The 25,702-nt window shown below is 68.4% G+C and carries 23 protein-coding genes and 1 pseudogene; 11 read left to right on the plus strand and 13 right to left on the minus strand.

Annotated features, from left to right (window positions below; translation table 11 throughout):
* Window positions 1-134 precede the first annotated feature (134 nt).
* The gene (gene dnaG, locus QM619_RS15690) at window positions 135-2,027 is read left to right on the plus strand and encodes a DNA primase (protein WP_415110969.1); all 1,893 of its coding nucleotides are present in this window, start codon (window positions 135-137) and stop codon (window positions 2,025-2,027) included.
* 66 nt (window positions 2,028-2,093) lie between these two features.
* On the opposite strand, the gene pgm is transcribed toward dnaG, so the two are convergent.
* A complete protein-coding gene (gene pgm / locus QM619_RS15695) occupies window positions 2,094-3,725 on the minus strand; it encodes a phosphoglucomutase (alpha-D-glucose-1,6-bisphosphate-dependent) (protein WP_415110835.1) in 1,632 nt (543 codons plus the stop codon).
* A gap of 148 nt (window positions 3,726-3,873) precedes the next feature.
* Window positions 3,874-4,593, minus strand: a complete 720-nt coding sequence (locus QM619_RS15700) for a type 1 glutamine amidotransferase (protein WP_415110838.1) — start codon at window positions 4,591-4,593, stop codon at window positions 3,874-3,876.
* A 25-nt stretch (window positions 4,594-4,618) separates the two neighbouring features.
* Here QM619_RS15700 and QM619_RS15705 point away from each other — a divergent pair, with 25 nt between their 5' ends.
* Complete coding sequence (locus QM619_RS15705) at window positions 4,619-5,509, plus strand: tetratricopeptide repeat protein (protein ID WP_415110841.1); 891 nt, start codon at window positions 4,619-4,621, stop codon at window positions 5,507-5,509.
* 61 nt (window positions 5,510-5,570) lie between these two features.
* Complete coding sequence (locus tag QM619_RS15710; RefSeq protein ID WP_415110844.1) at window positions 5,571-5,981, plus strand: CRISPR-associated endonuclease Cas1; 411 nt, start codon at window positions 5,571-5,573, stop codon at window positions 5,979-5,981.
* A gap of 498 nt (window positions 5,982-6,479) precedes the next feature.
* Here QM619_RS15710 and QM619_RS15715 read toward each other — a convergent pair whose 3' ends face one another.
* The 6 genes from QM619_RS15715 to glgX all read right to left on the minus strand — a co-directional run bounded on the left by QM619_RS15715 (window position 6,480) and on the right by glgX (window position 15,235).
* On the minus strand, window positions 6,480-6,707 hold the full coding sequence (locus QM619_RS15715) for a hypothetical protein (RefSeq protein WP_415110846.1): 228 nt from the start codon (window positions 6,705-6,707) through the stop codon (window positions 6,480-6,482).
* 131 nt (window positions 6,708-6,838) lie between these two features.
* Complete coding sequence (locus QM619_RS15720; protein WP_415110849.1) at window positions 6,839-7,639, minus strand: NUDIX hydrolase; 801 nt, start codon at window positions 7,637-7,639, stop codon at window positions 6,839-6,841.
* Window positions 7,636-9,528, minus strand: a complete 1,893-nt coding sequence (gene glgB, locus QM619_RS15725) for a 1,4-alpha-glucan branching protein GlgB (protein ID WP_415110852.1) — start codon at window positions 9,526-9,528, stop codon at window positions 7,636-7,638. Before glgB ends, QM619_RS15720 begins: the two co-directional genes overlap by 4 nt.
* A complete protein-coding gene (locus QM619_RS15730) occupies window positions 9,528-10,832 on the minus strand; it encodes a phosphotransferase (RefSeq protein ID WP_415110855.1) in 1,305 nt (434 codons plus the stop codon). Before QM619_RS15730 ends, glgB begins: the two co-directional genes overlap by 1 nt.
* 58 nt (window positions 10,833-10,890) lie before the next feature.
* A complete protein-coding gene (locus tag QM619_RS15735; protein WP_415110858.1) occupies window positions 10,891-12,864 on the minus strand; it encodes an alpha-1,4-glucan--maltose-1-phosphate maltosyltransferase in 1,974 nt (657 codons plus the stop codon).
* 136 nt (window positions 12,865-13,000) lie between these two features.
* Entirely contained in the window at window positions 13,001-15,235 is a 2,235-nt protein-coding gene (gene glgX, locus QM619_RS15740; RefSeq protein ID WP_415110861.1) for a glycogen debranching protein GlgX, read from the minus strand.
* 176 nt (window positions 15,236-15,411) lie between these two features.
* Between glgX and QM619_RS15745 the strand changes: the two genes are divergently transcribed.
* Window positions 15,412-16,542: a cysteine desulfurase family protein gene (locus QM619_RS15745; protein WP_415110864.1), complete on the plus strand. Its 1,131-nt coding sequence runs from the start codon at window positions 15,412-15,414 to the stop codon at window positions 16,540-16,542.
* A 90-nt stretch (window positions 16,543-16,632) separates the two neighbouring features.
* Here QM619_RS15745 and QM619_RS15750 read toward each other — a convergent pair whose 3' ends face one another.
* Complete coding sequence (locus tag QM619_RS15750) at window positions 16,633-16,947, minus strand: hypothetical protein (RefSeq protein WP_415110867.1); 315 nt, start codon at window positions 16,945-16,947, stop codon at window positions 16,633-16,635.
* 195 nt (window positions 16,948-17,142) lie between these two features.
* Between QM619_RS15750 and mnmA the strand changes: the two genes are divergently transcribed.
* Window positions 17,143-18,219, plus strand: a complete 1,077-nt coding sequence (gene mnmA / locus QM619_RS15755) for a tRNA 2-thiouridine(34) synthase MnmA (RefSeq protein ID WP_415110870.1) — start codon at window positions 17,143-17,145, stop codon at window positions 18,217-18,219.
* 2 nt (window positions 18,220-18,221) lie between these two features.
* The gene (locus tag QM619_RS15760) at window positions 18,222-19,205 is read left to right on the plus strand and encodes a methionine synthase (protein WP_415110873.1); all 984 of its coding nucleotides are present in this window, start codon (window positions 18,222-18,224) and stop codon (window positions 19,203-19,205) included.
* Window positions 19,206-19,349: 144 nt separating this feature from the next.
* Here the strand turns inward: QM619_RS15760 and QM619_RS15765 are convergent, their stop codons facing one another.
* Window positions 19,350-19,787 carry an NUDIX hydrolase gene (locus tag QM619_RS15765; RefSeq protein WP_415110876.1) on the minus strand — a complete coding sequence of 146 codons (438 nt, stop codon included), beginning with the start codon at window positions 19,785-19,787 and terminating at the stop codon, window positions 19,350-19,352.
* A gap of 73 nt (window positions 19,788-19,860) precedes the next feature.
* Between QM619_RS15765 and QM619_RS15770 the strand changes: the two genes are divergently transcribed.
* Entirely contained in the window at window positions 19,861-20,313 is a 453-nt protein-coding gene (locus tag QM619_RS15770) for a hypothetical protein (protein ID WP_415110879.1), read from the plus strand.
* Between the two features lie 152 nt (window positions 20,314-20,465).
* Here the strand turns inward: QM619_RS15770 and QM619_RS15775 are convergent, their stop codons facing one another.
* The gene (locus tag QM619_RS15775; protein WP_415110882.1) at window positions 20,466-20,735 is read right to left on the minus strand and encodes an ankyrin repeat domain-containing protein; all 270 of its coding nucleotides are present in this window, start codon (window positions 20,733-20,735) and stop codon (window positions 20,466-20,468) included.
* 102 nt (window positions 20,736-20,837) lie between these two features.
* Complete coding sequence (locus tag QM619_RS15780; RefSeq protein WP_415110885.1) at window positions 20,838-21,011, minus strand: hypothetical protein; 174 nt, start codon at window positions 21,009-21,011, stop codon at window positions 20,838-20,840.
* A gap of 122 nt (window positions 21,012-21,133) precedes the next feature.
* Here QM619_RS15780 and ligA point away from each other — a divergent pair, with 122 nt between their 5' ends.
* The 4 genes and pseudogenes from ligA (at window position 21,134) to QM619_RS15800 (ending at window position 24,602) form a co-directional block, all read left to right on the plus strand.
* Window positions 21,134-23,215: an NAD-dependent DNA ligase LigA gene (ligA, locus tag QM619_RS15785; RefSeq protein WP_415110888.1), complete on the plus strand. Its 2,082-nt coding sequence runs from the start codon at window positions 21,134-21,136 to the stop codon at window positions 23,213-23,215.
* Between the two features lie 378 nt (window positions 23,216-23,593).
* Window positions 23,594-24,046, plus strand: a complete 453-nt coding sequence (locus tag QM619_RS15790) for a response regulator transcription factor (RefSeq protein WP_415110891.1) — start codon at window positions 23,594-23,596, stop codon at window positions 24,044-24,046.
* A gap of 12 nt (window positions 24,047-24,058) precedes the next feature.
* Window positions 24,059-24,232: pseudogene (locus tag QM619_RS15795) on the plus strand (response regulator transcription factor); the annotation flags it as partial.
* A gap of 160 nt (window positions 24,233-24,392) precedes the next feature.
* The gene (locus QM619_RS15800) at window positions 24,393-24,602 is read left to right on the plus strand and encodes a hypothetical protein (RefSeq protein WP_415110894.1); all 210 of its coding nucleotides are present in this window, start codon (window positions 24,393-24,395) and stop codon (window positions 24,600-24,602) included.
* Between the two features lie 383 nt (window positions 24,603-24,985).
* On the opposite strand, the gene QM619_RS15805 is transcribed toward QM619_RS15800, so the two are convergent.
* On the minus strand, window positions 24,986-25,606 hold the full coding sequence (locus QM619_RS15805; protein WP_415110897.1) for an ACT domain-containing protein: 621 nt from the start codon (window positions 25,604-25,606) through the stop codon (window positions 24,986-24,988).
* Between the last annotated feature and the right edge of the window lie 96 nt (window positions 25,607-25,702).

The raw sequence follows: 25,702 nt of genomic DNA on the forward strand, positions 1-25,702 counted from the left end.
CCCGAACAGAGACACCGGCCGAACCTCGGGCCGGCCCCGCGGACAGCCGCTCACTCTTCAGGAATCGCCAGGCGTTCCAGTCGGTGGCCTCGGCCCACCCGCGGGGCACACACTCAATCTAAATGTCTGTGCCGCTGCGTACACTGCCGGGTGTGCCGGGCTTGATCAACGAGGAGGATCTGGCGACCGTCCGTGAGCGCAGCCGGATCGAGGACGTCGTCGGTTCCTATGTCACCCTGCGTCCCGGCGGCGGGGGAGCGCTGGTCGGGCTGTGCCCGTTCCACGACGAGAAGACCCCGTCGTTCCGGGTGACGCCCGCCCGCGGCTTCTACTACTGCTTCGGCTGCAACGTCGGCGGCGACGTGATCGGCTTCGTGCAGGCGATCAACAACTGCAACTTCGTCGAGGCGGTCGAATTCCTCGCCGACCGGGTCGGCGTCCAGCTGCGCTACACCGACGGTGGCGGCGGCGTCCGGGTCGAACCGGGGCTGCGCTCCCGGATCTTGGAGGCCAACCGGCTGGCCGCGGAGTTCTTCGCCGACCAGCTGACCAGCCCGGACGCGGTCGCCGGCCGCCAGTTCCTTTCCGAGCGCGGCTTCGATCGGGACGCCGCCGAACACTTCGGGGTGGGCTTCGCGCCGATGGGCGGACGCGAACTCGCCAAGCATCTGCGGGCCCACAAATTCACCGACGACGAGTTGGTCAAGGCCAGCCTGATCCGCGACGGCGGCTGGGACTACTTCCAGGCCCGGCTGATCTGGCCGATCCGGGACGCCGGCCGCTCGGTGCTGGGCTTCGGCGCCCGGCGGCTGTTCGACGACGACCGGATGCCGGCCAAATACATCAACACCCGCGAGACGCCCGTGTACAAGAAGTCGCATGTGCTCTACGGGCTCGACCTGGCCCGGCAGAACATCGCCAAGAAGAACCAGGCGGTGATCGTCGAGGGCTACACCGACGTGATGGCCGCGCATGTGGCCGGCGTGGACACCGCGGTGGCCTCCTGTGGCACCGCGTTCGGCGACGATCATGCCCGGCTGCTGTCCCGGCTGATCGGATCGACGGACGCCCTCAACGGCGAGGTGATCTTCACCTTCGACGGCGACGCGGCCGGGCAGGCCGCCGCGCTCAAGGTGTTCTCCGGCGACCAGCACTTCATCTCGCAGACCTATGTGGCGATCGAACCGACCGGGCTCGACCCCTGCGATCTGCGCATCCAGCACGGGGACGCCGCCGTCCGCGAACTGGTCGGACGCCGCGAGCCGCTCTACCGGTACGTGATGGCCAGCACCATCGCCGGCTTCGACCTCGACCGGGTCGACGGACGGCTGGGCGCCTTGCGCGCCGCGGCACCGCTGGTCAGCAGCGTGCGGGACAGCTCACTGGTCAACGGCTACATCCATGAACTCGCCAAGATGCTCGGTGCCGAGGTGGACGAGGTACGCCGCGAAGTGGCCCGGGCCGGACGCCGCCGGCTGCCGGCCGCGCACCAGGAACGGCATCAACCGCCCGCGCCCGAGCCGGCGCACCCGGACGAGCCGAGCCTGCTCGGGCTGCCGATGCCCAACCCGCGCGACCGCGGGCTGGAGGTGGAACGCGGCACCTTGCGGCTGATGCTGCGGGCCCCGGAGGTGTTCGCATCCGGCTGGAACGAGGTCGGCGCCGACGACTTCACCCATCCGACCTATCGGGCGATCTTCACCGCCATCGCGGACGCCGGCGTACCCGGCGGCGACTGGCCGCAGCCCGTGGTCGCGACCGAGGCCGATCCGACCGTGTCGGCGGTGGTGGCGGCGTTGACCACCGAGCCACTGCTGCGTCCGGCCAGCCCCGGCTACGCCGCCGAATATGTGGCGAAGCTCCGGCTGCTGAGCGTCGCGCGCACCATCGCGGAGCTGAAGTCGAAGCTGCAACGGACCAATCCGGTGGACGACCAGCCGCGCTACAACCGGATGTTCGCCACGCTGCTGGAACTGGAACGGCAACGCCGCGAACTCAACGAGATCGCGGCCGGTCCGGCGTCCTGACCCTGTGAAAAGGACGCGCCCCCGAGCCATGCTCGAGGGCGCGTCCTATTCGAACAGCGGGGAATCTCAGCCGAGGGCGGCGTTGACGACCTCGCGGGCCTCGGCCTGGACCTGAGCGAGATGCTCGGGACCCTTCAGCGACTCGGCGTAGATCTTGTAGACGTCCTCGGTGCCAGACGGACGGGCGGCGAACCAGGCGTGCTCGGTGGCCACCTTGAGGCCGCCGATCGGCGCATCGTTGCCGGGCGCCTTGGTCAGCTTCGCCACGATCGGCTCCCCGGCCAGCTCGGTGGCGGTGACGTCGTCCGGCGACAGCTTGCCCAGCTTGGCCTTCTGCTCGCGGTTGGCCGGGGCGTCCACCCGCGCGTAGGCGCTCTTCCCGTACTTCTCTTCCATCTCGGCGTAGATCTGGGACGGCGACTTGCCGGTCACCGCGCGGATCTCGGACGCCAGCAGGCAGAGCAGGATGCCGTCCTTGTCGGTGGTCCAGGTCTGGCCGTCCAGGGTCAGGAAGGACGCCCCCGCCGACTCTTCGCCGCCGAAGCCGATGTCGCCGGTCATCAGGCCGGGCACGAACCACTTGAAGCCGACCGGCACCTCGACCAGGGTGCGGCCCAGATCGGCGGCCACCTTGTCGATGAAGGACGAGCTGACCAGGGTCTTGCCGACACCGGCGTCCGGCTTCCATCCGGGACGATGCGTGTACAGGTACCAGATCGCCACGGCCAGGAAGTGGTTCGGGTTCATCAGCCCGTGGTCGGGGGTGACGATGCCGTGCCGGTCCGAGTCCGCGTCGTTGCCGGTCGAGATGTCGTAGTTGTCCTTGTTGGCGATCAGCGACGCCATCGCGTACGGGCTGGAGCAGTCCATCCGGATCTTGCCGTCCCAGTCCAGCGTCATGAACGGCCAGGCCGGGTCGACGGTGGCGTCGATCACTTCGAGGCCGATGTTGAGGTTGTCGGCGATGTACTGCCAGTACTGGACGGCGGCGCCGCCCAGCGGATGGGCGCCGATCTTGAGGCCGGCGGCCCGGATGGCGTCCAGGTCGATGGCGTTCTTCAGGTCCTCGCAGTAGGCGGTCCGGTAGTCGTGCCGGACGACGCCGTCGGCGATCGCGTCGTAGGGACGATCGCGCTTGATGCCGTCCGGTGCCGCCATCAACTCGTTGGCGCGGGCCGCGATGACCGAGGTGGCGTCGGTGTCGGCCGGTCCGCCGTGCGGCGGGTTGTACTTGAAGCCGCCGTCGGTGGGCGGGTTGTGGGAGGGGGTGACCACGATGCCGTCGGCCCGTGGGCCTTCGTGATCGCGGTTGTAGACGATGATCGCCCGGGACACCGCGGGGGTCGGGGTGTAGTCGTCGTCGTTCTCGGCCCGGACGTCGACGCCGTTGGCGACCAGCACCTCCAATGCGGTCTTCCACGCCGGCAGGGACAGTCCGTGGGTGTCCTTGCCGATGAACAGCGGGCCGTCCACGCCCTGAGAGGCGCGGTATTCCACGATGGCCTGTGTGGTGGCGGCGATGTGCAGGTCGTTGAAGGAGGTCTTCAGGCTGGAGCCGCGATGCCCCGAGGTGCCGAAGACGACCCTCTGATCGATGTTGTTCGGATCCGGTACCAGGTCGTAATAGGCGGCGATCATTGCGTCGACATCGACGAGGTCTTCAGGCAGTGCGACCTGCCCGGCGCGTTCGTGAACCATAGGTGCCATCATGCCAACGTGGGACCGGCACGGCGAGCCCCCACACGGTTCGTCCGCAGGTCGGGTGAATCCCGGTACGCGGGGACGATTCTTTTCGTACCGGAGGTGGACCGAAAAGAACCGTCCCTCCGTACCACAGGAGGGGGTATCAGAGGTTCGAGGTGGTGGCGCAGAGCTCGACGAATCGTTCGGCCAGCGGACGCCAGGCGGCGTCCAGTTCGTCGCGGGCGGCCGCGACCTCGGCGATGGCCTGCTGCGCGTGGGTCTCGTCCGCGGGCGGATCGAGCGCACACCAGGTGGCGAAGATCTCCTCGTCCACCTCGGGATGCCATTGGACGCCCCAACTGGTCGCCGCGAACCGGGCGGCCTGGATCTCACCGCCCGGTGCCAGAGCGAGAACGGTGGCGGCGTCCGGAAGGGCGGCCACGATGTCGTTGTTGCTGTGGACGCCGCGCAACAGGTTCGGGTCCGGACCGAACAGCGGGTCGTCGCCGGCGGTCGGGGTGAAGCCGATCGGGGTCAGTCCGCGCTGTTTGCCGTTGGGGTTGCGGGTGACCCGTCCGCCCAACGCGACAGCGGCGAGCTGGTGGCCCAGGCAGATGCCGAGGGTCGGGACGCCGACGTCCGCTGCCGCGGCGATCAGAGCCCGCACCGCGGGCAGCCAGGGCGCCACCCCGTCGTCGGTCGCCCCCATCACCCCGCCGAGCACGATCAGTCCGGCGAACTCGGTGGGATCGGGCAGCGGCACGCCCAGGTCGGCGCGGACGATCGCCAGCTGGGCGCCGGCCTCGGTCAGCCACTGGGCCAGCCGGCCCGGCGGGCACTCGTCCTGATGCTGGATGATCGCGATGAGCGGTGCCGGTCTCACCCGCCAACTTTGACACAATGAGGCCATGACCTTGCCGAAGTTCACCTCCCGCGCCATGGACCTGTCCGGTATCGCCGCCGCCGCGAAGGCGCCGCCGGTACCGCCCGGCGCCTCGTTCGTCATCGAGGTCGACGAGAGCAACTTCGAAGCGGTGATGCAGCTGTCCGGCCGGCACCCGGTCGTGGTCGAGCTGTATTCGCCGCGCGCCAACGCCCAGGCCCTGTCCGACGACCTGATCGCGCTGGCCAATGCCGCCGCCGGCGCCTACCTGTTGGCCCGGGTGAACGTCGACGTGTCCGCGACGATCGCGCAGGCCCTCGGCATTCAGGCCGTGCCGACCGTGATCGGCGTGGTCGCCGGCCAGCTGGCGCCGCTGTTCCAGGGCACCCGGTCGAAGGCCGAGGCCGAGGCGGTCATCGCTCAGCTGCTGCAGGTCGCCGCCTCGAACGGCCTGGTCGGACGCGCCGACCCGGTCGCCGGCGGCGCGGGGGAGAGCGACGAGCCCGATCCCCGGTTCGCGGCCGCGGACGCAGCACTGGACCGCGGCGACTTCGCCGGCGCCGTCGTCGAGTACGACAAGATCCTGGCGCAGACCCCGAACGATCCCGAGGCGAAGGCCGGACGCGCCCAGGTCGCACTGCTGGCCCGCGCCGGCGGCAGCGACCCGGCAGCAGTGCTGGCGCGTGCGGCGTCCGAACCCACGTCGGTGGACGCCCAGCTGGCCGCCGCCGACCTCGAGATCCTCGCCGGCCGTCCCGATCAGGCGTTCGGACGTCTGATCGCCCTGATCCGCGAGACGACAGGCTCCGACCGCGACACCGTCCGAGTGCGGCTGCTGGAACTTTTCGAGATCGTCGGGCCCTCCGACCCGGCCGTGCTGAAGGCCCGCCGAGACCTGATGAGTGCCCTGTTCTGATCTCGGCGGTCGCCGTGCATCAGCATGATCGGGGCGGTGGTCTCTCTTGCCGTCTACCGCGATGAACGCGGAGGAACTGATGAGGGTCGAGGGAGCCGGGGCTCGCGGCCACGTCGATGCACTCGGGGCACTGCTCTCTGCCGAACTCAGCCTCACCGGACGCAACCGACGGCCTCGACGGGATGTGGTCAATGCGGCGCTGTCGTATGGCGACGCCGTACAAGGCGAGTGCATGTCGGCGTTGGTTTCTGCCCGGCTCGACCGGCGTGCTGGCGCTGACAAGCGCAATCAGCCAGGCCTGGCTCTCGACCTAATGGAGGAGTTCCGCCCGACCCGCGATAGTCGATCAGGTCGTGGTGCACCTGTTCCGGTCGGGTGCACTCGTCGCGACGCGGGGGAACCACGCTCAACGGCAAGACCGGGTACTGCCGACCAAAGCGGGCAAGGAATTCCCAATGGGGCGGTGTTCTGAAGGTATTAGCGCGCGGAAAGCCGACCGGGTCGCAGGGCGTTGACAAGGGAAGATGCAACGTTCATGGGGCGGAGATGCTCCCGTGGAAACCCCCTGCGGAGGGATGTCCGCAAACTGTTAGCATGACGCCTAGTCCGAAGGCCCGCGAATGAGGCATGGGTGCACATCGGGAGGGGTGGTGACGATGCTTACGCACGGTGTGATTCTGCTGATCATGTTGGTCGTCCAACTGCTCGGCGTGTAACAGCGGACAGGGGTCGACGAGGACATCCCCGTTGCTTACGATCGCGTCCGAGTTGAGGCTCCGCGTCCTCCGCGCCTTCATCCGACCGCCATATTCAGCGCCAACCGTCCACGCCATCGGATACGACGTTGCCCCGGTTCGGTGTCGTTTCCGTGGTTCAAACGAGGTGAAGGACGCCGAAGCGGAGCGAAGTCGAAATCTCGGAAGCCGCGAATGGCGTTCAGAGCCGGGCCGCCGGTCCGGCATCAGCGTCATTACCGCAGCACTTCTTCGAACTCCGCGACTAGAGCGGGATCAGCCGGGCCGTAGTGCGCCTCGAGTTCGCTGACCAACGCGGCGAGGTTGGCGCTCCGCGGGCTTCCAGGGACGATCGCCGTGGGTGCGTCCTCGGCATCGGAGGCCTCGATCGTGTCTGAACCGAGGTTCGGAACCTTCTGCACCTTCATCCGGTCACCATATTCATTGCCGACCATCTGCACCATCGGGTAGGACACATCACCCTGGTTCGGTGTCCTTTCCGTGGTTCAAACCAGGTGAAGGACGCCGAACCAGGGCGAAGTGGATCAGGCCCGGAGCGGGGTCTCGACAAGCTCGACCAGCGGGGGTGGCGCTGTCAGTCGCGACGGGGGAGTCCGCGCTCGAGGTATTGGGTGCCGCCACCGAGCCGGCAGGAGACTGCGGCCAGCATCCGGCCGCGGGCGAAGGGGGCCATCTTGTCGGCGGCCTTCTCCGGCGTCAGCCAGTGGACGGCGCGGATCTCGCCGGGGTCGGGCACGATCGCCTCGATCTGCTCCTGTGTCAGGACGCCGCCGTCGAAGATCAGCTCGACGGCGTCCTCCCAGCCCAGGTAGGGGGCCAGCCAGTCGACCACCAGGACACGGCCGACACCGACGTCCAGGGACATCTCCTCGGCGATCTCCCGGACGGCGCCGGCCCACGGCGATTCCCGCGGGTTCACGATGCCGCCGGGCAGTTCCCAGTCGGGTTTGAAGGTGGTCTCCATGAGACAGACCCGGTCCCACGGATCGGTGATCAGGGCGTGCGCGATCAGCCGCTTCCGGGGCAGCACCGAGTTCATCACGCCGGTGAAACCGCCCGGACCATAGACCAGGTCGCTGGCCAGCCGGGCGTACATCACGACATCGCCGAAGCTGCCGTCCGGCAACGCCAGCGCTTCCCGCCGGGTGCCTTCCAGCCGGAAACCGGCCCGCTGCAACGCCCGGCGTCCGACCACATCGGACGCCGGCAGCGACACCTCGATCCGGCGCAGCCCACGGACGATCAGCCCGTCGTCCGCGGCAAGGCTGACCGCCCGGTCCACCGTCTCCTGAGAGGCCCGCCCGGACCACTCCAGGACGCCGACACCGTCGGCGGCCTGGAGCTGGACCTCGAACTCGTCGGGAGCCGTGCTCACGCCTCGTGCCGGAAGAAGACCGCGCCGAGCGGCGGCACGGTGATCGTGGCGGCCGCCTCGAAGCCGTTGAACTCCTCCTCGTGGGCCTCGACCTGGCCGAGGTTGCCGTGCGAATCGGAACCGTCGTAGATACCGGCGTCGGAGTTCAGGATCTCTTTCCAGACCCCGGCCGCGGGCAGCCCGACCTTGTAGTTGTGCCACGGCTCGGAGGAGAAGTTCACCACCACCGCGATCTGTTCGCCGTCACCGTCGGAGCGCACCCAGCTGAAGGTGTTGCCGCTGGCGTCGTCGGCGTTGATCCAGCGGAAGCCGGCCGGGTCGCAATCCAGCTTCCACAACGCCGGATGCTTGGCGTACAGGGCGTTGAGGTCCTTGATCAGCCGCTGCAGGCCGTGGTGGCCCCACAGGTCGGAGACCCACCACTCCAGCGAGGTCGCCTCGTTGAACTCGGTGCGCTGCCCGAACTCGCAGCCCATGAACAGCAACTGCTTGCCGGGGAACGCCCACATGAACGAGTAGAACGCTCGCAGCGTGGCGAACTGCCGCCAGGAATCCTGCGGGATCTTGTTGATCATCGATCCCTTGCCGTGCACGACCTCGTCGTGGCTGATCGGCAGCACGAAGTTCTCCGAGTACTGGTAGACCATCGCGAAGGTCATCTCGTGGTGGTGGTACTGCCGGTACACCGGCTCGAGCGCCAGGTAGCGCAGCGAGTCGTTCATCCAGCCCATGTTCCACTTGAAGCCGAAGCCCAGACCGCCCTGGTCGACCGGCTTGGTGACGCCGCCGAACGAGGTGGACTCCTCGGCGATCATGCACACGCCCGGCACCCGCTCGTAGAGGTGTTTGTTGACGTAGCGCAGAAAGTCGATCGCCTCCAGGTTCTCGTTGCCGCCGAACTGGTTCGGCACCCATTCGCCGTCTTTGCGCGAGTAGTCGAGGTAGAGCATGGACGCCACGGCGTCCACCCGCAGCGCGTCGATGTGGTACTCGGTCACCCAGTACAGGGCGTTGGAGACCAGGAAGCTCTTCACCTCGTTGCGGCCGTAGTTGAAGATGTAGGTGCCCCAGTCCATGTGCTCGCCCTGGCGGGGATCGGCGTGCTCGTACAGCGCGGTGCCGTCGAAGCGGCCCAGCGCCCATTCGTCCTTGGGAAAGTGGCCCGGCACCCAGTCCAGGATCACGCCGATGCCGGCCTGGTGCAGCCGGTCGACCAGGTGCCGGAACTCGTCCGGACTTCCCAGTCGCGACTGCGGCGCGAAGTAGTTGGTCACCTGGTAGCCCCAGGACGGCTCGAACGGATGCTCGGTGACTGGCAGGAACTCGACATGGGTGAAGCCCTGCCAGGTGACGTACTCGACCAGTTCGTCGGCGAGCTCGAGGTAGGTCTTGCCCTTGCGCCACGAGCCGAGGTGCACCTCGTAGATCGACATCGGCGCCTCGTGCGGACGGGTCGCGGCCCGCTGGGTCATCCAGGCCTCGTCGCCCCAGTCGTACTGGCTGGTGTAGACGATCGACGAGTTGGCCGGTGCCTGTTCGGCGAAGAACGCCATCGGGTCGACCTTCTCGCGCCAGACGCCGTCGGCGCCGAGGATGTTGTACTTGTACAGGACGCCGTCGCCGACGCCCTCGACGAAGATCGCCCAGACGCCGGAGCCGGGCACCAGCTGCATCGCGTCGCCGGTCCACCAGTTGAAATCGGCGTTCAGCCGGACGGCCTGGGCGTTCGGCGCCCATACCGCGAAGCGGGTGCCGTGGATCTCGCCCCGTTCGTCGTCGTGCAGAGTGACTGGGTGAGCCCCGAGCCGGCGCCAGACCTCGGTGTCGCCACCGCTGTGGAACCCTTCGAGATCCCAGCCGGCCAAGCCACCGTTTGGATCGTGTGCCATCAGTTCTCCTCCTGGTTGTGCGTAGCGGACAGCGCCGTCCGTCCTGCGACATCATGGACCGCACCGAGCGGGATGTGAACCCAATTGGGTCTATTGCGTGTTTCGTACACCACCTCGTAAATCGCCTTGTCAAGCACGTAGGCGTCGAGCACCGAAGCCTCCGGCAGGGCACCGTCGCAGTACCCGTCCAGGAAGCCTCCGCACGCCGAGCGGCACCAGGCGCGCGCCTGGCTCGAGGTGGGATCGTGGTGTGCTCCCCGAACATAGTCGAAGGAGCGCAGCATGCCGGCGACGTCGCGCCACACGCTGTCGGGCTGCCGGCGCTCGGCCAGCGACTTGAGCGGTTCGCCCTCGAAGTCGATGATCGTCCAGCCGTCGGACGAGCGCAGCGTCTGGCCGAGATGGAAGTCGCCGTGCACCCGTTGGGTGACCAGCTTGGACGCCGCCAGCTCCCGTAGGACGCCATGCGCCGTCTCCTGTACGGACGCCAGCGCGCCGACCTCGCCCGCTGCGGCGTCCAGTCGTGTCGCCATCGTTTCGGCCACACCGGCGCCGGAACTCGTCGAGGTGCCGAAGGCCTGCGCCAGCCGAGCGTGCACACCGCGCAGCGCCCGCCCCAGCTGGGTGGCTTCGGTGGCGATCTCGCGGCCTTCCGCACACGCCTCGCAGGCCCACTCCCAGCCGTCTCGGACGCCTTGCACCCGCTCCACGAACATGCCCAGATCGGCCCCCTGCCCGTCGGGCAACGCGCCGGTCAGGGTGCCGTACAGCGCGGGGGTGATGCCCGAACCGTTCAGCGCGGCCAGCACCTCGACGTCCAGGTTGCGGCCGGCCTCCAGCCGCCGGAACAGCTTGAACATCCGGTCGTCGCCGAGGCAGATCGTGGTGTTGCTCTGCTCGCCGGCCCAGACCCGCGTCGCGGCGTCCGGATCGATCGCGGCGGCGTCCGCCCATTCCATCGCCGGGTGATCGGACGCCGTCAGCGCAGCCAGCAGGGCCCGCATGCAGCCGGCGTCCCCCGGCGCCTCGACGACCTGCAGCACGCCGAGGCCGGGGTCGGTGACACTGGCCACCACCGGCGCCGCGGGGTTCGTGGTGTAGCCGACCAGCAGTTGGTAGTGCTCGTCGGCGCGGCCCGGGTAGCGGACGGTGGCGATCTCGGTCCGGACCGCCGGAAGGCTCCCCGGCGGGGTCAGCCAGGGCAGTGCCGTCAGTTCGACAAGCGCCCCGGAAAGACCCTTGCCGGCGAACCAGCGGGCGTCCGAAATCACCCCCCACCACGCGGCCAGCGGCTGTTCGCTCACCTGGCCATCCTGTCAGGAAAGCCTTCCCGGCAACAGCTTCGCACGGTGCTTCCCGTGCTCAGAACGAGTTCTGAACGTGCAGGATGTGGGCCGGGCTGCCGGGGCTGAGCTTCACGTAGTTGCGTTCTCCCCAGGTGAACGTCGCGCCGGTCAACTCGTCCCGCAGCGTGACCAGTTCGCTGCCCGGCAGACCGAGCGCGGCCATGTCGAGGTAGAGGTCCGACTCCACAACGTTGTCCGGGTCGAGGCTGCAGATCACGATCATCACGTCGTCGCCGTCGCGCTTGGAGTAGGCGATCACGGCGTCGTGCGGGGCGTGGTGGAAGTGGATCTGCCGCAGCTGCTGCAGCGCCGGATGCGCCTTCCGGATCGAGTTCAGCGTGCCCATCAGCAGGTTGAGGTTCGGCTGCGCGTTGTAGTCGCGGGGCCGGAACTCGTACTTCTCGGAGTTCAGGTACTCCTCGCGCCCCGGCGCCAGCGCCTCGTGCTCGAACAGCTCGAAGCCCGAGTAGACCCCCCAGGTCGGCGACAGCGTCGCGGCCAGGATCGCCCGGATCGCGAAGATCGCCGGGTTGCCCGACTGCAGGTGGAACGGGTTGATGTCGGGGGTGTTGACGAAGAAGTTCGGCCGGTAGAACGGCGACATCTCGCCGGACAGCTCGCGCAGGTACTCCTCGATCTCCCACTTGGTCGTCCGCCAGGTGAAGTAGGTGTACGACTGGTGGTAGCCGACCTTGCCCAGGGCGTGCACCATCTCGGGCTTGGTGAACGCCTCGGCCAGGAAGATCACGTCCGGGTCGGTCTCCCGCAGCCGGTCGAGGATCCAGCCCCAGAACTCGACCGGCTTGGTGTGCGGGTTGTCGATCCGGAAGATCCGCACGCCGTGGCTCATCCACAGTTTGAACAGCCGCAACACCTCGTTGTAGATGCCGACCGGGTCGTTGTCGAAGTTGATCGGGTAGATGTCCTGGTACTTCTTCGGCGGGTTCTCGGCGTAGGCGATGGTGCCGTCGATCCGGGTGGTGAACCACTCGGGATGCTCGGTCACCCAGGGATGGTCGGGGCTGGCCTGCAGGGCGAAGTCGAGCGCGACCTCGACGCCCAACTCCTTGGCCTTGGCGACGAACCGGTCGAACGACTCCCAGTCGCCCAGGTCGGGGTGGATGGCGTCGTGGCCGCCGTCCGCGCTGCCGATCGCCCACGGCGAGCCCGGGTCCTTGTCGGTGGCGTCCAGGGTGTTGTTCTTGCCCTTCTTGAACGCGTTGCCGATCGGGTGGATGGGTGGCAGGTAGATGACGTCGAAGCCCATCGCGGCGGCCGCCTCGAGCCGCTCGTGGGAGGAGTCGAAGGTGCCGGACGTCCAGGTGTCGGTGTTCGCGTCGTAGCTGGCGCCCTGGGAGCGCGGGAAGAACTCGTACCAGGACGAGAACAGCGCCCGCTTGCGGTCGACCCAGAGCGGGAAGTCGGCGGTGGGGGAGACCAGTTCGCGCGGGCCGTAGGCCTTCATCGCCTCGGCCAGCCCGGTGCCGTTGGCCACTTCGAGCAGGTCGGACGCCTTGCGCTGCGGAATCAGCAGCTGCGCGGTGGCCCGCAGAATGGACGCCTCGACCGGGTCGCCGGCCTCGTCGGCGATGACGGCGGTGCGCTCCAGCAGGTCCTTACCCTCCAGGCAGACCAGTTCGAGGTCGATGCCGGCGGCCAGCTTGGCCTCGGCGTTGTGGTGCCAGGTGCCCCACGGGTCGGACCAGCCCTCGACCCGGAAGGTCCAGGAGCCCTCGGCGTCCGGACGCACCCAGGCCTCCCAGCCGTCCAGGCCGGTCGGCTCGGTGGGGGTCATGTCGACACGGGTCTCGACGCCCGACGGACTGGTCAGGATGACGGAGGCGTTCACCGCGTCGTGGCCTTCGCGGAACACCTTGGCGCGGATCGGGATCAGCTCGCCGACGGCGGCCTTGACGGCATAGGCGCCGCCTTCGATGACGGGCCAGACCTTGGCCACGGGGATGCGTCGGAAACCGAATGGGCCGGTCATCCGGGGGGAAAGGTCAACCTCAAGGGGGGCGGCGTCGCCCGCGTTCGTCGATTCGGTCACACTGGTCAACCTACCGGCTGCCGCCCCGGTCGTGGAGTATCCCGGACCGGAAAGACTCGCACTCCGGGATCGCCGGTCATCGTGTCTCGACCGGCGTATCGTCCGGCCCGGTCGGGGCGGACGCCGGCGCTGCGGACGAACCGGGCAGGGTCGCGGACGCGGTCGGCGACTCCGGGCTGACCGGCGATGCGGCCACCGGCTGCGGATGGTTGAGCACCTGCCCGTGCAGCAGCACCACCGTCCGGGCCGGGACGCTGATGGTGGCACCGACACCCAACGGACGGTGCGGCAGCTCGCTGCCCAGCCCGGTGTGGGCCGCGATCCGCCAGCCCACCGACCAGGGCGGTCCCGGCAGCGTCACCTCGATCGGGGCGTCCCCGCCGTGCACGAAGATCAGGAAGGCCTCGTCGACGTCGCAGACGTACTGGCCGAGGGTTCGGCGGCCGTGGTCGTGCCAGTCGTCGATGGTCATCTCGGTGCCGTGCTCGGAGAACCAGGCCACCTCGGCGCGGCCCAGCCCGACGCCGTCGCTGTCCCGCATCTCGCGATGGGTGCGGAACTGCGGGTTGCGCAGCACCGGATGCTCGGCCCGTAGTCGCAGCAGGGTGCGAGTGAGTTCGGCCTGCCCGCTCCACTCGTCGGCAGTGTGCCAGTCGACCCACGAGACGGGGGAATCCTGGCAGTAGGCGTTGTTGTTGCCCTGCTGGGTGCGGCCCATCTCGTCGCCGGCGGTGATCATCGGCACGCCCGCGGAGAGCAGCAGCATGGCCATCATGTTGCGGGCGTCTCGCTGCCGCGACGCGTTGATCTCCGGGTCGTCAGTCTCCCCTTCGTAGCCGTGGTTCCAGGACCGGTTGTCGTCGGCGCCGTCCCGGTTGCGTTCGGCGTTGGCCTCGTTGTGCTTGAGGTCGTAGGTGACCACGTCGCGCAGTGTGAACCCGTCGTGGGCGGTGACGAAGTTGATCGAGCTGGTGGCGGGGCGTCCGGCATGGTCGAAGGTGTCGGACGACCCCGACAGCCGGGTGGCCAACTCTTGGACGCCGTGGGTCGCCCCCCGCCAGAAGTCGCGGGTGAAGCCGCGGAAGTGGTCGTTCCATTCCGACCAGCCCCGGCCCCAGCGTCCGACCTGGTAGCCGTAGGGGCCCAGATCCCAGGGCTCGGCGATCATGATCTTCTCGGCCAGCACCTCATCGGCGGCGATCAGCTGCTTGAACGGATGGTCCTGGTTGACGTGATGGTGGGTGTCCCGGATCAGGGTGGTGCACAGGTCGAAGCGGAAGCCGTCCACGCCCATGTCGGTGGCCCAGTAGCGCAGCGAGTCGAGCACCAGCTGGAGCACCCGCGGGTTCGAGGTGTCCACCGCGTTGCCGCAGCCGGTGACGTCGTAGTCGTTGCGGTTGTCGCTGGTCAGCCGGTAGTAGCCGCCGTGATCGATGCCGCGGAACGACAGCGTCGGACCGTCGTGCCCGCCCTCGCCGGTGTGGTTGTAGACGACGTCCAGGATGACCGCGATGCCGGCCTCGTGCAGCTTGCCGACCATGTGCTTGAACTCGGTCACCTGGCCGCCCAGGGTGCCGGCGGTGGCGCTCGCGTAGGGGGCGTGCGGGGCGAAGAAGCCCAGCGTGTTGTAGCCCCAGTAGTTCAGCAGGCCGCGTCCGATGTGGAACGGCTCGGAGACGAAATGCTGCAATGGCAGGAATTCGATGGCGTTGATTCCGGTGTCGACCAGATGCTGGATCACCGCGTCGTCGGCGAAACCGGCGTAGGTGCCGCGCAGGCCTTCGGGAACTTCGGGATGCCGCTGCGTGTAGCCCTTCAGGTGGGTCTCGTAGATGATCATCTCATCGATCGGAATCGGCGTTTTCAGCGGCGCGGGCGGCGGTGTGTCGGCGACCACCACGCTGAGCGGAACTGCCCCGAAAGAATCGGTGGTGTCGCTCTCGAAATTCGATTCGGTGGTGTGGTCGCTGATCGGTCCGCGGTAATCGACATAGCCGGTGATCGCCCGGGCATAAGGATCGAGCAGCAATTTGGCCGGGTTGAACCGGCAGCCTTCGTCGGGATTCCATTCGCCGTGCACCCGGTAGCCGTAGCGCTGACCGGCGCCGATGCCCGGAACGAATCCGCTCCAGATGCCCTCGTCGGCATTCAACGAGAGGTCGACGTTGGTCTGGTGCTCGTCGGCGTCGACCAACGCCAACTCGACCCGGCGGGCTCGCGGGGCCCACAATGCGAATTCCGCGCCGCCGTGGCGCAGATGCGCCCCCAACGGGACGGTGGTGGCCGGTGCGTTGAGCACGGGCTCGGTCATAGGCTGCCTTCGATCGGTGGACGAGACGCACCGCGGCGCGGCTGGACGGCCGCCATCGCGGAGTATCGGCTTCATATAGTGCCGCAAGTAGCTGACGAAGCAAGCACTGACCGCCACGGGCTGAGCAGCCCTCAGACAGGTCACAGTCAACTCACAGACCCTCGACAGGAGGCGCGATGACCGAGCGGGTGTACCTCGATCACGCAGCCGGGGCGCCGCTGCTTCCCGCGGCGCGGAATGCGATGGACGCGGTCTGGGGCCTGCCCGGAAATCCCTCGTCGCTGCACACCGCTGGCCGGACGGCCCGCCGGCTGCTGGAGGAGAGCCGTGAGTCATTGGCGGAATGTCTAGGTGCGTCGCCGACGGAGGTGGTCTTCACCTCCGGGGGCACCGAGGCCAACAACCTGATGTTGCTGGGTGCCGCCGGTGCCCGACCGGGACGGCCCCGGCTGGCGATCGGCGGAGGTGAGCACCCGTCGGTGGCCGGGGTGGTAGCGCGGCTGCCTGGTCGAGTGGACGTGATGCCGCTGGCGGCGTTCGGACGCCTGGTGGACGGGGCGGAGGCCACGATCGGGGCCGAGACGGCGCTGGCGTCGGTGATGGTGGTGAACAACGAGACCGGTGTGGTGGCCGACCTGGACGCCGTGCTCGCTCGTGCTGGCGAGGTCGGGGCATGGGTGCACAGCGATGCAGTCCAGGCCTTCGGGCATCTGCCGCTGAACTTCGCCGCGCTGGGCGTGGACGCGATGACCGTGACGGCGCACAAGCTGGGCGGCCCGGTCGGCATCGGGGCGTTGGTGATTCGGCGGGAGCTGACCCTGGCTGCGCCAGGCTTCGGCGGCGGTCAGGAACGCCGGATTCGCTCCGGCACCGCCATGACCGCGTTGGCTACGGGTTTCGCCGCTGCCGCTCGGGTCGCTGTGGGCGATCTGGAAACTGAGGCTGCTCGGCTCGGCGAGCTGCGCGAGCTGCTGGTGCGGGGTGTTGTGTCGGGCGTTGGAGACGTCCGGGTGAACGGCGAGGCGCCGACGAGTCCGGCGATCCTGAACGTCACGTTCCGCGGGTGTCGTGCCGACGATCTGCTGTTGATGCTGGACGCCGCGGGCATCGACTGCTCGACCGGATCGGCCTGCACCGCCGGCGTCCATCAACCCAGCGAGGTGTTGCTCGCGATGGGCCGCAGCGTCGACGAGGCGTCCGCGTCGCTGCGATTCTCGCTCGGTCGGGCCACGGATTCCGCGGTGATCGAGAAGGTGCTCGCGATCCTTCCGGACGCCGTGAACCGGGCGCGGGCGGCCTTCGGATAGCTCGGCGGCGACCCCGTGGCGAATAATTCATATCGTGATGAAATCGTTACCTGCTGGACTGCGTCCGGCGGGGACCGGACGCGGGAATCGCTAGAACGAGCGAGCTGCTGGCACGGACCGGAGGTAGGGCTCGAGCCGGCGGGTGCCGACCGGGGTGCCGACGCCGTCCACGGCGAGCCATTCGAGGAAGAAGCGAGCCAGGTTGCCGACTCGTGGCGAGGCTCGATCGGCCGTCCAGGTCAGCGAACGGGCGAGGCCGGGTCCGATCCGGAGCAGGCGTTGCGGACGCCCGGCGACCCGGAAGGCGAGTTCTTCCAGAACCTGGGAGAACGCGTGTTTGGCCCGCATCGTGAGTGACGTGCCGTAATCGGAATGCAGCACGTTCACGTAGAGAAAGGACGCCACCTGGTGACGTTCGGCGTCCTCGAGCAGTCGCAGATTGCCCAGGAAGTCGATGTTCCATGGGCTCGCCTTCTGCCGTGTGACGCGTGTTCACCTCCACTCAGTGGTAGTCGCGATGGTCGACCACCATGCATCCGGGAGCCGCCCGCCGTCCTGCTCAAGGACGGGTCCGCCGACTGAGCTTTGTAGACTGCTCCGGTGCGTGTTCTGGCAGCCATGTCCGGCGGTGTCGACTCCGCGGTAGCAGCCGCGCGAATGGTCGACGCCGGGCACGACGTCACCGGCGTCCATCTGGCCTTGTCGAAGAACCCGCAGACCTATCGGTCCGGGGCTCGCGGCTGCTGCTCGCTGGAGGACTCTCACGACGCCCGGCGGGCTGCCGACGTGCTCGGCATCCCCTTCTACGTCTGGGACTTCTCCGATCGCTTCGCCGCCGACGTGGTGGACGACTTCCTGGCCGAGTACGCGGCGGGGCGGACCCCGAACCCATGCCTGCGCTGCAACGAGAAGATCAAATTCGCCGCCGTGCTGGAGCGGGGCATCGCGCTCGGTTTCGACGCCATCGCCACCGGTCACTACGCGGTGCTGCGCGAGGCGGACGGTCGCACCCAGCTGTGGCGCTCGGCCGAGGCGGCGAAGGACCAGAGCTATGTGCTCGGCGTGCTCGATCAGCGGCAGCTGAGCCGTTGCCTGTTCCCACTCGGCCACGACACGGCGAAGGCCGACGTCCGGGCGGAGGCGTCCGCGCGCGGGCTGTATCTGGCCACGAAGCCGGACAGTCACGACATCTGCTTCATCCCGTCCGGAGACACCGCCGGGTTCCTGAACCGGCACCTGGGCATCTCCGAGGGTGAGTTCGTCGACACCGCCGGCCAGGTGGTCGGCGCGCACAGCGGCAGCCACCAGTTCACCGTCGGACAGCGTCGCGGGCTGCATTTGGGCGTCCCGGCGGCCGACGGACGCCCCCGCTATGTGCTCGGCATCGAGCCGGCCGGCAACCGGGTGGTGGTGGGTCCGCACGAGGCGTTGGCGATCAGCTGTATCGACGGCGTCCGCCCGACCTGGGCGGAGCAGCCGGTGCTCGGACCGTGGCGCGGACTGGTGCAGGTGCGGGCACACGGCGAGCCGCTGCCGGCCACTATCGACGGACGCCCGGACGGCATCACGGTCGCCCTGGACGCCCCGGCGCACGGCATCGCCCCTGGCCAGGCAGTAGTTTGCTACGACGGCGACCGTGTCGTCGGTTCGGCCACCATCGCCTCGACCGGACGCTGAGCGTGGTCGGCTTCACCGGGGCCGGCTCGTTGCCCGGCACGGACTATCCGGCCGCCGTCCGGCTGGTGATGGACATCCTCGGCACCGACGGCGGCATTCCTCACCTTCCCGAGTTGCCGGAGCGCGGGCCGTGGGCGTCCATGATCGGACGCGGCACCGCCGTGCTGACCGAGTTGCCGGCCGAGCTGGTGGCAGGGGAGTGGCGGCTGAGCGACCATCCAGGCGTCGATCAGCGGCGCGCCCAGGCCACCCTGCGCGACGACCTGGATCGGCTCGAAGAGGATGCCCACGACTACGCCGGCACGGTGAAACTCCAAGTCACCGGGCCCTGGACGCTGGCCGCCTCGTTCTTTCTGCCATTGGGCGGACGAGTGCTCGGCGACCGGGCCGCCCGCCGCGACCTGGCCCAGTCGCTGGCCGACGGCGTTGTCGAGTTGCTCGCGCAGGCCCGTCGACGGCTGCCGTCCGCCACCGTCCTGCTGCAGGTCGATGAGCCGTCGCTGCCGGCGGTGCTGGCCGGCGCGGTGCCGACCGAGGGTGGCTATTTCCGGCACCGCGCGGTGCACCCCCCGGAGGTCGCCGAGGCGTTGCGGCCGCTCGCCGAGGCGACGGCGTCCAGCGTGTTGCACTGCTGCGCGCCGGGGCTGTCTGTGGACCTGGTCCGGGCATCGGGCTTCGCGGCGATCTCTGTCGACCAGGAGCTGATCGCCGAGATCGACGCCCTGGCGCAGGCGGTGGACGACGGGCTCCAGCTGTACTTGGGTTGCCTGCCCACATCTCGGACGGCGCGGGAGTGGCGTCCGGACGACCTGGTCCGGCGAGTGCTGGGGCTGCTGCGACCTCTTGAACTGGGGCCGGCATTGGCCGACCGGCTGGTGCTCACCCCGGCCTGCGGGCTGGCCGGGTTCTCCCCGCGGCGGGCGTCGGCGGCGCTGACGGCGCTGCGCCGGGCGTCCGGTCTGGTGGACGACGCCCTGCGCCAGTAGCGCGGGGACAGTCGCCATTACCCGTTGAACAACGATCCGGATCGGGCTGGGACAGACCAGCCTGATCCGGATCGTTGTTGTGAGCCGGTGATTCCTGGATCGGCGACAGCGTGGCGTACCGCAGGAGAAGGGGTTTCGATGAACTCAGCCTGCGACCAGCCCGAGCGCTAGCTCGGTCACTCCGTTCGGGTACAGCGGCGGGTTGCCGTCCGCCAGGTCAGAGAGCGGGTACCAGGCAGCGACGGAGTCGTTGTCGAGCACCGGGCGAGTCGCGTCGAGCGGGAACTGTTCCAGCTCGGGGCAACGGACGGCGAATACGTGCACGATCTCGTGTCCGGGATTGCCGGCGATCTGGTACAGGTTCTCGGTGACGGCGAGCAGCTCCGTCGTGGTCAGGTCGACGCCCAACTCTTCCTGGAACTCGCGGCGCAGCGCGTCCTCGGCACGCTCGCCGAACTCGATTCCGCCGCCGATCGCGCGGACGAAGCGGTGATGACCGGGGATCACGGCATGTTCGCAGGCCAGTACCCAGCCGTCCCGGACCACCAAGCCGACGGCGATATTGCGGATGCGCGAACTCATCTGGCGACCGTAACGCACACCGCGACGCGGGCGCGAAATGGAGTGCCACCAGCGGACTGCATATAGTCACGGCATGATCATCTGGCGAGGCTGGGGCATCCTGGCCATCCTGATCGCCGGCGCCTGCATCGGACTGGGCACGACGATCTCGATGGTGAACCCGGCGTTGACACCGGTCTTCATCGGAATAGCGCTGATCGGCGGCGGGGTCGGCACCTGGTTCCTGGGCGACTGGCTCAACACCAAGCGCCCGGTCGCCGAGTTCGACGGCTGGTTCGGCAGGCGTCGCGAAGAGATCGCCGCCCAGGTACGGGGCGGCGCCTACAACAACGTGCCCGACCCGCAACGTCCCGGCCAGTTCGCCGACCCGTGGGCGGTGGGCGAGCACGTGCTCAACCAGGAGAGCGCGAAGGTGCGGTCGGCGCTGACCAACCGGCACACCCTGTTCTTCGTCCCGATGCAGTACCTGGGCTTCCTGATGGGCGGCATGGGCATCGTGGTGATGATCGTCGGCATCTTCCGCTAGCCCGCGGTCTCGTCAGATTACGTCGGATTTGAGAGGCACTCGGCCTCGTCCGCCTCGGACAGGTCACTGATCGGACGTAATCCAGCGAGTCGCTTCTTTCGCTGACGTGACCGCGGGGCTCGACAGGCTCGACCAACGAAATCAGCACGTCCCTAGCTGCGCAGCAGCGCCGCGGTGGCGTCGGCGTGCGTCCCCGCCCAGGCCAGCGGCGTCGTTCCGTGCTCGAGGTCGGTGAAATCCGGGTCCGCGCCGGCGTCCAGCAGGGCACGCACCATCTCGACATCGCCGATCCATGCCGCCTGATGCAACAGGGTGCGTCCGTCGACCAGCGCGTTCAGATCGATTCCGCGTGCGGCGGCTTCGGCCACCGCGGACGGCGTCCCGATCCGGTCGAGCGGACCCGGTGGATGCCGGCGCCCCAACGGTGACCCTCCGGCCGCGCCCTCGGTGAAGCCATACTCGGCCAGCAGCCGCAGCCGGGCGGCGAAGCCGTGGTTCGGTGGCCCAGTCCACCTGCCGGCCGATCATCTCCGCAGGGGTTTCCAGGGCGTCCCGAGTCGGCGCTGCCAGACCCCGCCGTCGCCGTGCCCGAGGCCGCGGGCCAGCAGGATGCGCAGATGCCTGTCGTCGCGGTGGAACATCCGGTTGTAGAGGGTCTGGGCGTCGTTGGGATCGGCGCCATCATGATACCAACGCAATGGCGACAACCGTCCATGAGGGAAGCCGACAGGCTGAATCGGTTGTGGCGGCCGCGTCGGGCGGGCAGTCGGGCAGTCGGCGTCCTCCGAGAGTGTCCGCCGGCGACGGTAGATTGCCGGTCGTGATCGCAGACGAACCCCGCGCCCGGCACGCAGAGCTCTCCGAGCAGATCGAGGAGCACCGGTTCCGCTACTACATCCGCGACGCGCCCACGATCAGCGACGGCGAGTTCGACGCGCTGATGCGCGAGTTGGAGCGGTTGGAGGACGCGCATCCGGAGTTGCGCACCCCGGACTCGCCGACCCAGAAGGTGGGCGGCGCGCCGTCGGCGACCTTCGCGCCGGTCGTCCATCGGGTGCCGCTGATGAGCCTGGACAACGCCTTCAGCCGCGAGGACTTCGATCACTGGGTGGCGCGGGTGACCAAGGACGGGCCGATCGACGCCTGGCTCTGCGAGCTGAAGATCGACGGTCTGGCCCTCGACCTGGTCTACGAGAACGGACGGCTGGCCAGCGCCGCCACCCGCGGCGACGGCCGGGTAGGCGAGGACGTCACCACCAACGTCCGCACCATTGAGGCGATTCCGCACCGGCTCGAAGGCGACGTGCCGGGCGTCGTCGAGGTGCGCGGCGAGGTCTTCCTTCGGCCGGAGGACTTCGAGGCGCTGAACGAGCGGCTGGTGGCCTCCGGCAAAGCGCCGTTCGCCAACCCGCGGAACTCGGCCGCCGGGTCGTTGCGGCAGAAGGATCCGAAGGTGACGGCGTCTCGGAATCTGCGGTTTCTCTGTCACGGGCTGGGCGAGGTGGACGGCGTCGCGATCGCCAGCCAGTCCGCCGGCTACGCGTTGCTCAAGGCCTGGGGGTTGCCGACGTCGACGCATTACCGGGTGGTGCCGACTCCCGAGGAGGCCTGGAGCTACGTCGAGCACTTCGGCGAGCACCGGCATGCGGCCGAGCATGAGATCGACGGCACCGTGGTCAAGGTCGATGACCGGGAGACCCAGCTGCGGCTAGGCAATACGTCGCGGGCGCCGCGCTGGGCGATCGCCTACAAATACCCGCCCGAAGAGGTCACCACCAAGCTGTTGGACATTCGGGTGAACACCGGACGCACCGGTCGGGTGACTCCGTACGCGGTGATGGAGCCGGTGTTCGTCTCCGGCTCGACCGTCGAGATGGCAACCCTGCACAACGCGTCCGAGGTTAAGCGCAAGGGGGTGCTGATCGGCGACACGGTGGTGCTGCGCAAAGCCGGCGACGTGATTCCCGAGGTGGTCGGTCCGGTCGTCGACCTGCGAGACGGCAGCGAGGTCGAGTGGACGATGCCGACGCAATGTCCGGCCTGCGGGTCGCCGCTGGCCCCGGAGAAGGAGGGGGACGCCGATCTGCGCTGCCCGAACACCCGCTCGTGTCCGGCGCAGCTGCGCGAACGGCTGTTCCATGTGGCGTCCCGGTACGCCCTCGACATCGAGGCGCTGGGTTGGCAGGCAGCCGATGCCTTGCTCGGTGCCGGACTGCTCACCGACGAGGGTGACCTGTTCTCGCTGACCGCCGAGAACCTGGCCACCGTGCCGATGTTCAGCCGGCTGCCCCGCAAGGGCGAAGAGGGACGGCAACTCTCCGCGAACGGGCAACGGCTGCTGGCCAACCTGGAAGAAGCCAAGCACCGCCCGTTCGCGAAGTTCCTGGTGGCGCTGTCGATCCGGCACATCGGCAAGGGGGTGGCGCCCGACGTGGCGGCCGCGTTTCCGAGCATCGAGGCGCTGCGGGCGGCGTCCGAGGACGAGCTGGCGGCGGTGGAGGGGATCGGCCCCACCCTGGTGGCGGCGATCCGGGACTGGTTCGAGGTCGACTGGCATGCCGAGATCGTCCGCAAATGGCAGGACGCCGGCTGCGAACTGTTCGATGAGCAGGCCGAACGCACGCAGGAGCAGCCGCAACTCCTGGCCGGGCTGTCGGTGGTGGTCACTGGCTCGATTCCCGGCTACACCCGTGACAGCGCGGCCGAGGCGATCACGTCCCGAGGCGGACGCTCGGCGAGTTCGGTGTCGGGCAAGACCGACTTTGTCGTGGTCGGCGAGAACGCCGGCTCGAAATACGACAAGGCGGTGGCGCTGAAGCGTCCGATCCTGGACGCCGCCGGTTTCGAGGTGCTGCTCACCGAGGGGCCGGACGCCGCCCGCGCGGTCGCGAAGGAATCCTGACGACGAGACCGGAGACTCAGCTCGAACTGGTGTGCCTGGACTCGCCCCGGGGATTCCCGATCTGCTTCCCGAGCATGAGGGTCTGAAGCCACTGGTGACCGGGACGGAGTGGAACCGACGCTGAAGGAGTCCGTTCCAGCCAGGAGGCTCCGATGACTGTCCGATCCACCACGTCCAGCGACCACGCTGTCGCCAACCAACCCAACCCCACGGCCGGGCCCGCCGCCGCGATCCTGATCAGTAGTCCGGCGTGCCTCCCGGCACCGGACTGAGCTCATTGCGGCAGCGCGCGGAAGACCTCGGTGGGAGTCTCGAGATTCGCGGCTGCGACCCGCACGGAACGGTGCTGAGCGCCGTCCTGCCAATAGGGGTCACGATATGACTGAGCTTCGTATCCTGCTGGTGGATGACCACTCCTTCTGTCGGGAGGGCGTGAAGGCGATGCTGGCGGCCACCGGAGCGGCTGTCCGCGTGGTCGGTGAGGCGGCCTCCGGCGAGAATGCCGTCGAACTGACTCGCGGCCTGGTGCCTGACGCAGTCGTGATGGACATCCGGCTCCCCGGTATGAGCGGGCTGGAGGCGATCCGCCGTATTCTCGCCGAGCGACCCACCGTACCGATTCTGATGCTGACGATGGCCGATGACGAGACTGTGCTGGCCGCCGTCCGCGCGGGCGCCCGGGGCTACCTGCTCACGGATGCCAGCATCGATGCACTCGTCAGAGCGCTATTCGCCGTCTATGAGGGACAAGCCATCTTCAGCCCCGAATCAGCCTCGCGGGTGATGGGGGCCGCCATCGGCGTCCAGAGATCGGCGCCGCCGTTCCCCTAACTCACTGGGCGTGAGCGGGAGGTGCTGACGCTGCTCGCCCGCGGGCTGAACAACAGCGAGACCGCGGCCGAACTGCATCTGACGCTGAAGACCGTCCGAAACTACGTATCGGCGATTCTCGTGAAACTCGGGGTTCGTGACCGCACCCAAGCCACGATCCGAGCAATAGAGGTAGGACTGAGTTGACTCGGCCGGACGTCGGTCGTCGACAGGCTTCAGCAGCGATAGCCGCGATTCCTGAGGGAGATTGTCGCAGAATGTCGATCCAGCACCGGTTCGGCCGACATCCTGGTGACTGCAAGCGCGCTCGACGGAGGCCTCAGCGACCGGAACTAGACTGACCGCCGTGGAGGGCCTGAACAGCAATCTGAACCTGAACGCCGGCGCGCCGCCGCGGGTCTGGCCCAAGCTGGGCGAGTGGGGCCCGGCGGAGGTGCCGTCGACCGGGCAGAAGAAGCGGTTGCGTTGGTGGGTGTCGCTCGGATTCGTGGGCGCGGCAGCCGTGCTGTTCGCGTACGGCTGGTACATCTTCACGATGATGAACGGTGCCGGCTGACGAGGTGGCCGGCGGTTGTGCCGACGCCGTTGCCGTCAATCGACACAACCGCCACCTCGGCCCCCATCCGCGGTAGCTGGGCAACCAACCGTGGCCTGCCGGTGATTGTCACGCATGAGCGACGACGTCACCTCTGCCAGTCACGATCTGCAGCGCGGGGCGCCTGCCAGTTGCCGAAACCACCACAAACATTAGCAGAGTTAGTATTGCCTCCCTATGTTCTCGTGCGACAGTTTCGTGAAATGGCTGCCGGGCAGCGCCTCTGCCGCCGGTCGGATTCGTCAAAACCCCTTGCCAGCGCGCATCGTCCAGGATCTGGACAGATCCGCCCAAGGAGGTGCGTTAATCGATTCCGACCTGGCCAGATTGACACGGGAATTTCATCAACTGGTGAGCGCCGCAAGATGGCGCAACCGGGCCAGTTCGGATTTGATGAATGCCGGACCACCGGTGCGGGCCAGCACGAGCGCCGAACGGTTCTTGAACGGTGCCGCGGCGAGCAGCATCTCCGGCCACCCCGGCAGCCAGCCTTCCGCGACCTCGACGTAGCCGGAGGCGTCAAGGCTGCCCAACGAGTCCAGCGGCAGCCGCTCGACATCGGGGGCCATGGACGTCCGGGTGATCACGCGTCCGTCGCCGCGGTCGACCTGCGCCGCCCAGTTGACCCGGAACACCGTCGGCGCGGCATGGGTGAGGATCGACGCCGCCTCTGCCGGGTTCTCGGTCATCTCGTCGAGGACGGCCACATCGGCCTGCAGCCCCCAACCCTCGGGATAGTGCGAGAACCACAGCACCGAGACGTCGGGGAGGCTCGTGCAGGCGGTGATCAGCGCGTCGGGAAGGGTGCCCAGCGGCACTTCGACCATGAAGTCGTCGACCGCGAAACCCGCATGCTTCTCCACGATCTCGACAGCCTGGATGTCGGCGCCGACTGTGCCGAGCGCCGTGGCGACGGCGCCCAGTGAACCGGGCCGGTCAGGCAGACCTATCCGCAACAGAAACACAGCCTCAGTGTTTCGCACATTTGTTACAGCCGGCGGTATCCCGCGCCCATCGAGCCCGGAAAGAGATCTGTCAGGCAGCACGAGTGCCTCGGCCCT

It is taken from the genome of Micropruina sp., from assembly GCF_047606665.1.
Taxonomy (GTDB): domain Bacteria; phylum Actinomycetota; class Actinomycetes; order Propionibacteriales; family Propionibacteriaceae; genus Micropruina.

Excerpts from the sequence above, each read along its gene's own strand:
- QM619_RS15715 (WP_415110846.1), bottom strand. The coding sequence starts at position 6,707 with ATGGTGCAGATGGTCGGCAATGAATATGGTGACCGGATGAAGGTGCAG.
- QM619_RS15710 (WP_415110844.1), top strand. The coding sequence starts at position 5,571 with ATGAACGCGGAGGAACTGATGAGGGTCGAGGGAGCCGGGGCTCGCGGC.
- QM619_RS15765 (WP_415110876.1), bottom strand. The coding sequence starts at position 19,787 with ATGAGTTCGCGCATCCGCAATATCGCCGTCGGCTTGGTGGTCCGGGAC.
- QM619_RS15770 (WP_415110879.1), top strand. The coding sequence starts at position 19,861 with ATGATCATCTGGCGAGGCTGGGGCATCCTGGCCATCCTGATCGCCGGC.
- glgB (WP_415110852.1), bottom strand. The coding sequence starts at position 9,528 with ATGGCACACGATCCAAACGGTGGCTTGGCCGGCTGGGATCTCGAAGGG.
- QM619_RS15735 (WP_415110858.1), bottom strand. The coding sequence starts at position 12,864 with ATGACCGGCCCATTCGGTTTCCGACGCATCCCCGTGGCCAAGGTCTGG.
- QM619_RS15745 (WP_415110864.1), top strand. The coding sequence starts at position 15,412 with ATGACCGAGCGGGTGTACCTCGATCACGCAGCCGGGGCGCCGCTGCTT.
- QM619_RS15790 (WP_415110891.1), top strand. The coding sequence starts at position 23,594 with ATGACTGAGCTTCGTATCCTGCTGGTGGATGACCACTCCTTCTGTCGG.
- glgX (WP_415110861.1), bottom strand. The coding sequence starts at position 15,235 with ATGACCGAGCCCGTGCTCAACGCACCGGCCACCACCGTCCCGTTGGGG.
- QM619_RS15705 (WP_415110841.1), top strand. The coding sequence starts at position 4,619 with ATGACCTTGCCGAAGTTCACCTCCCGCGCCATGGACCTGTCCGGTATC.
- pgm (WP_415110835.1), bottom strand. The coding sequence starts at position 3,725 with ATGGTTCACGAACGCGCCGGGCAGGTCGCACTGCCTGAAGACCTCGTC.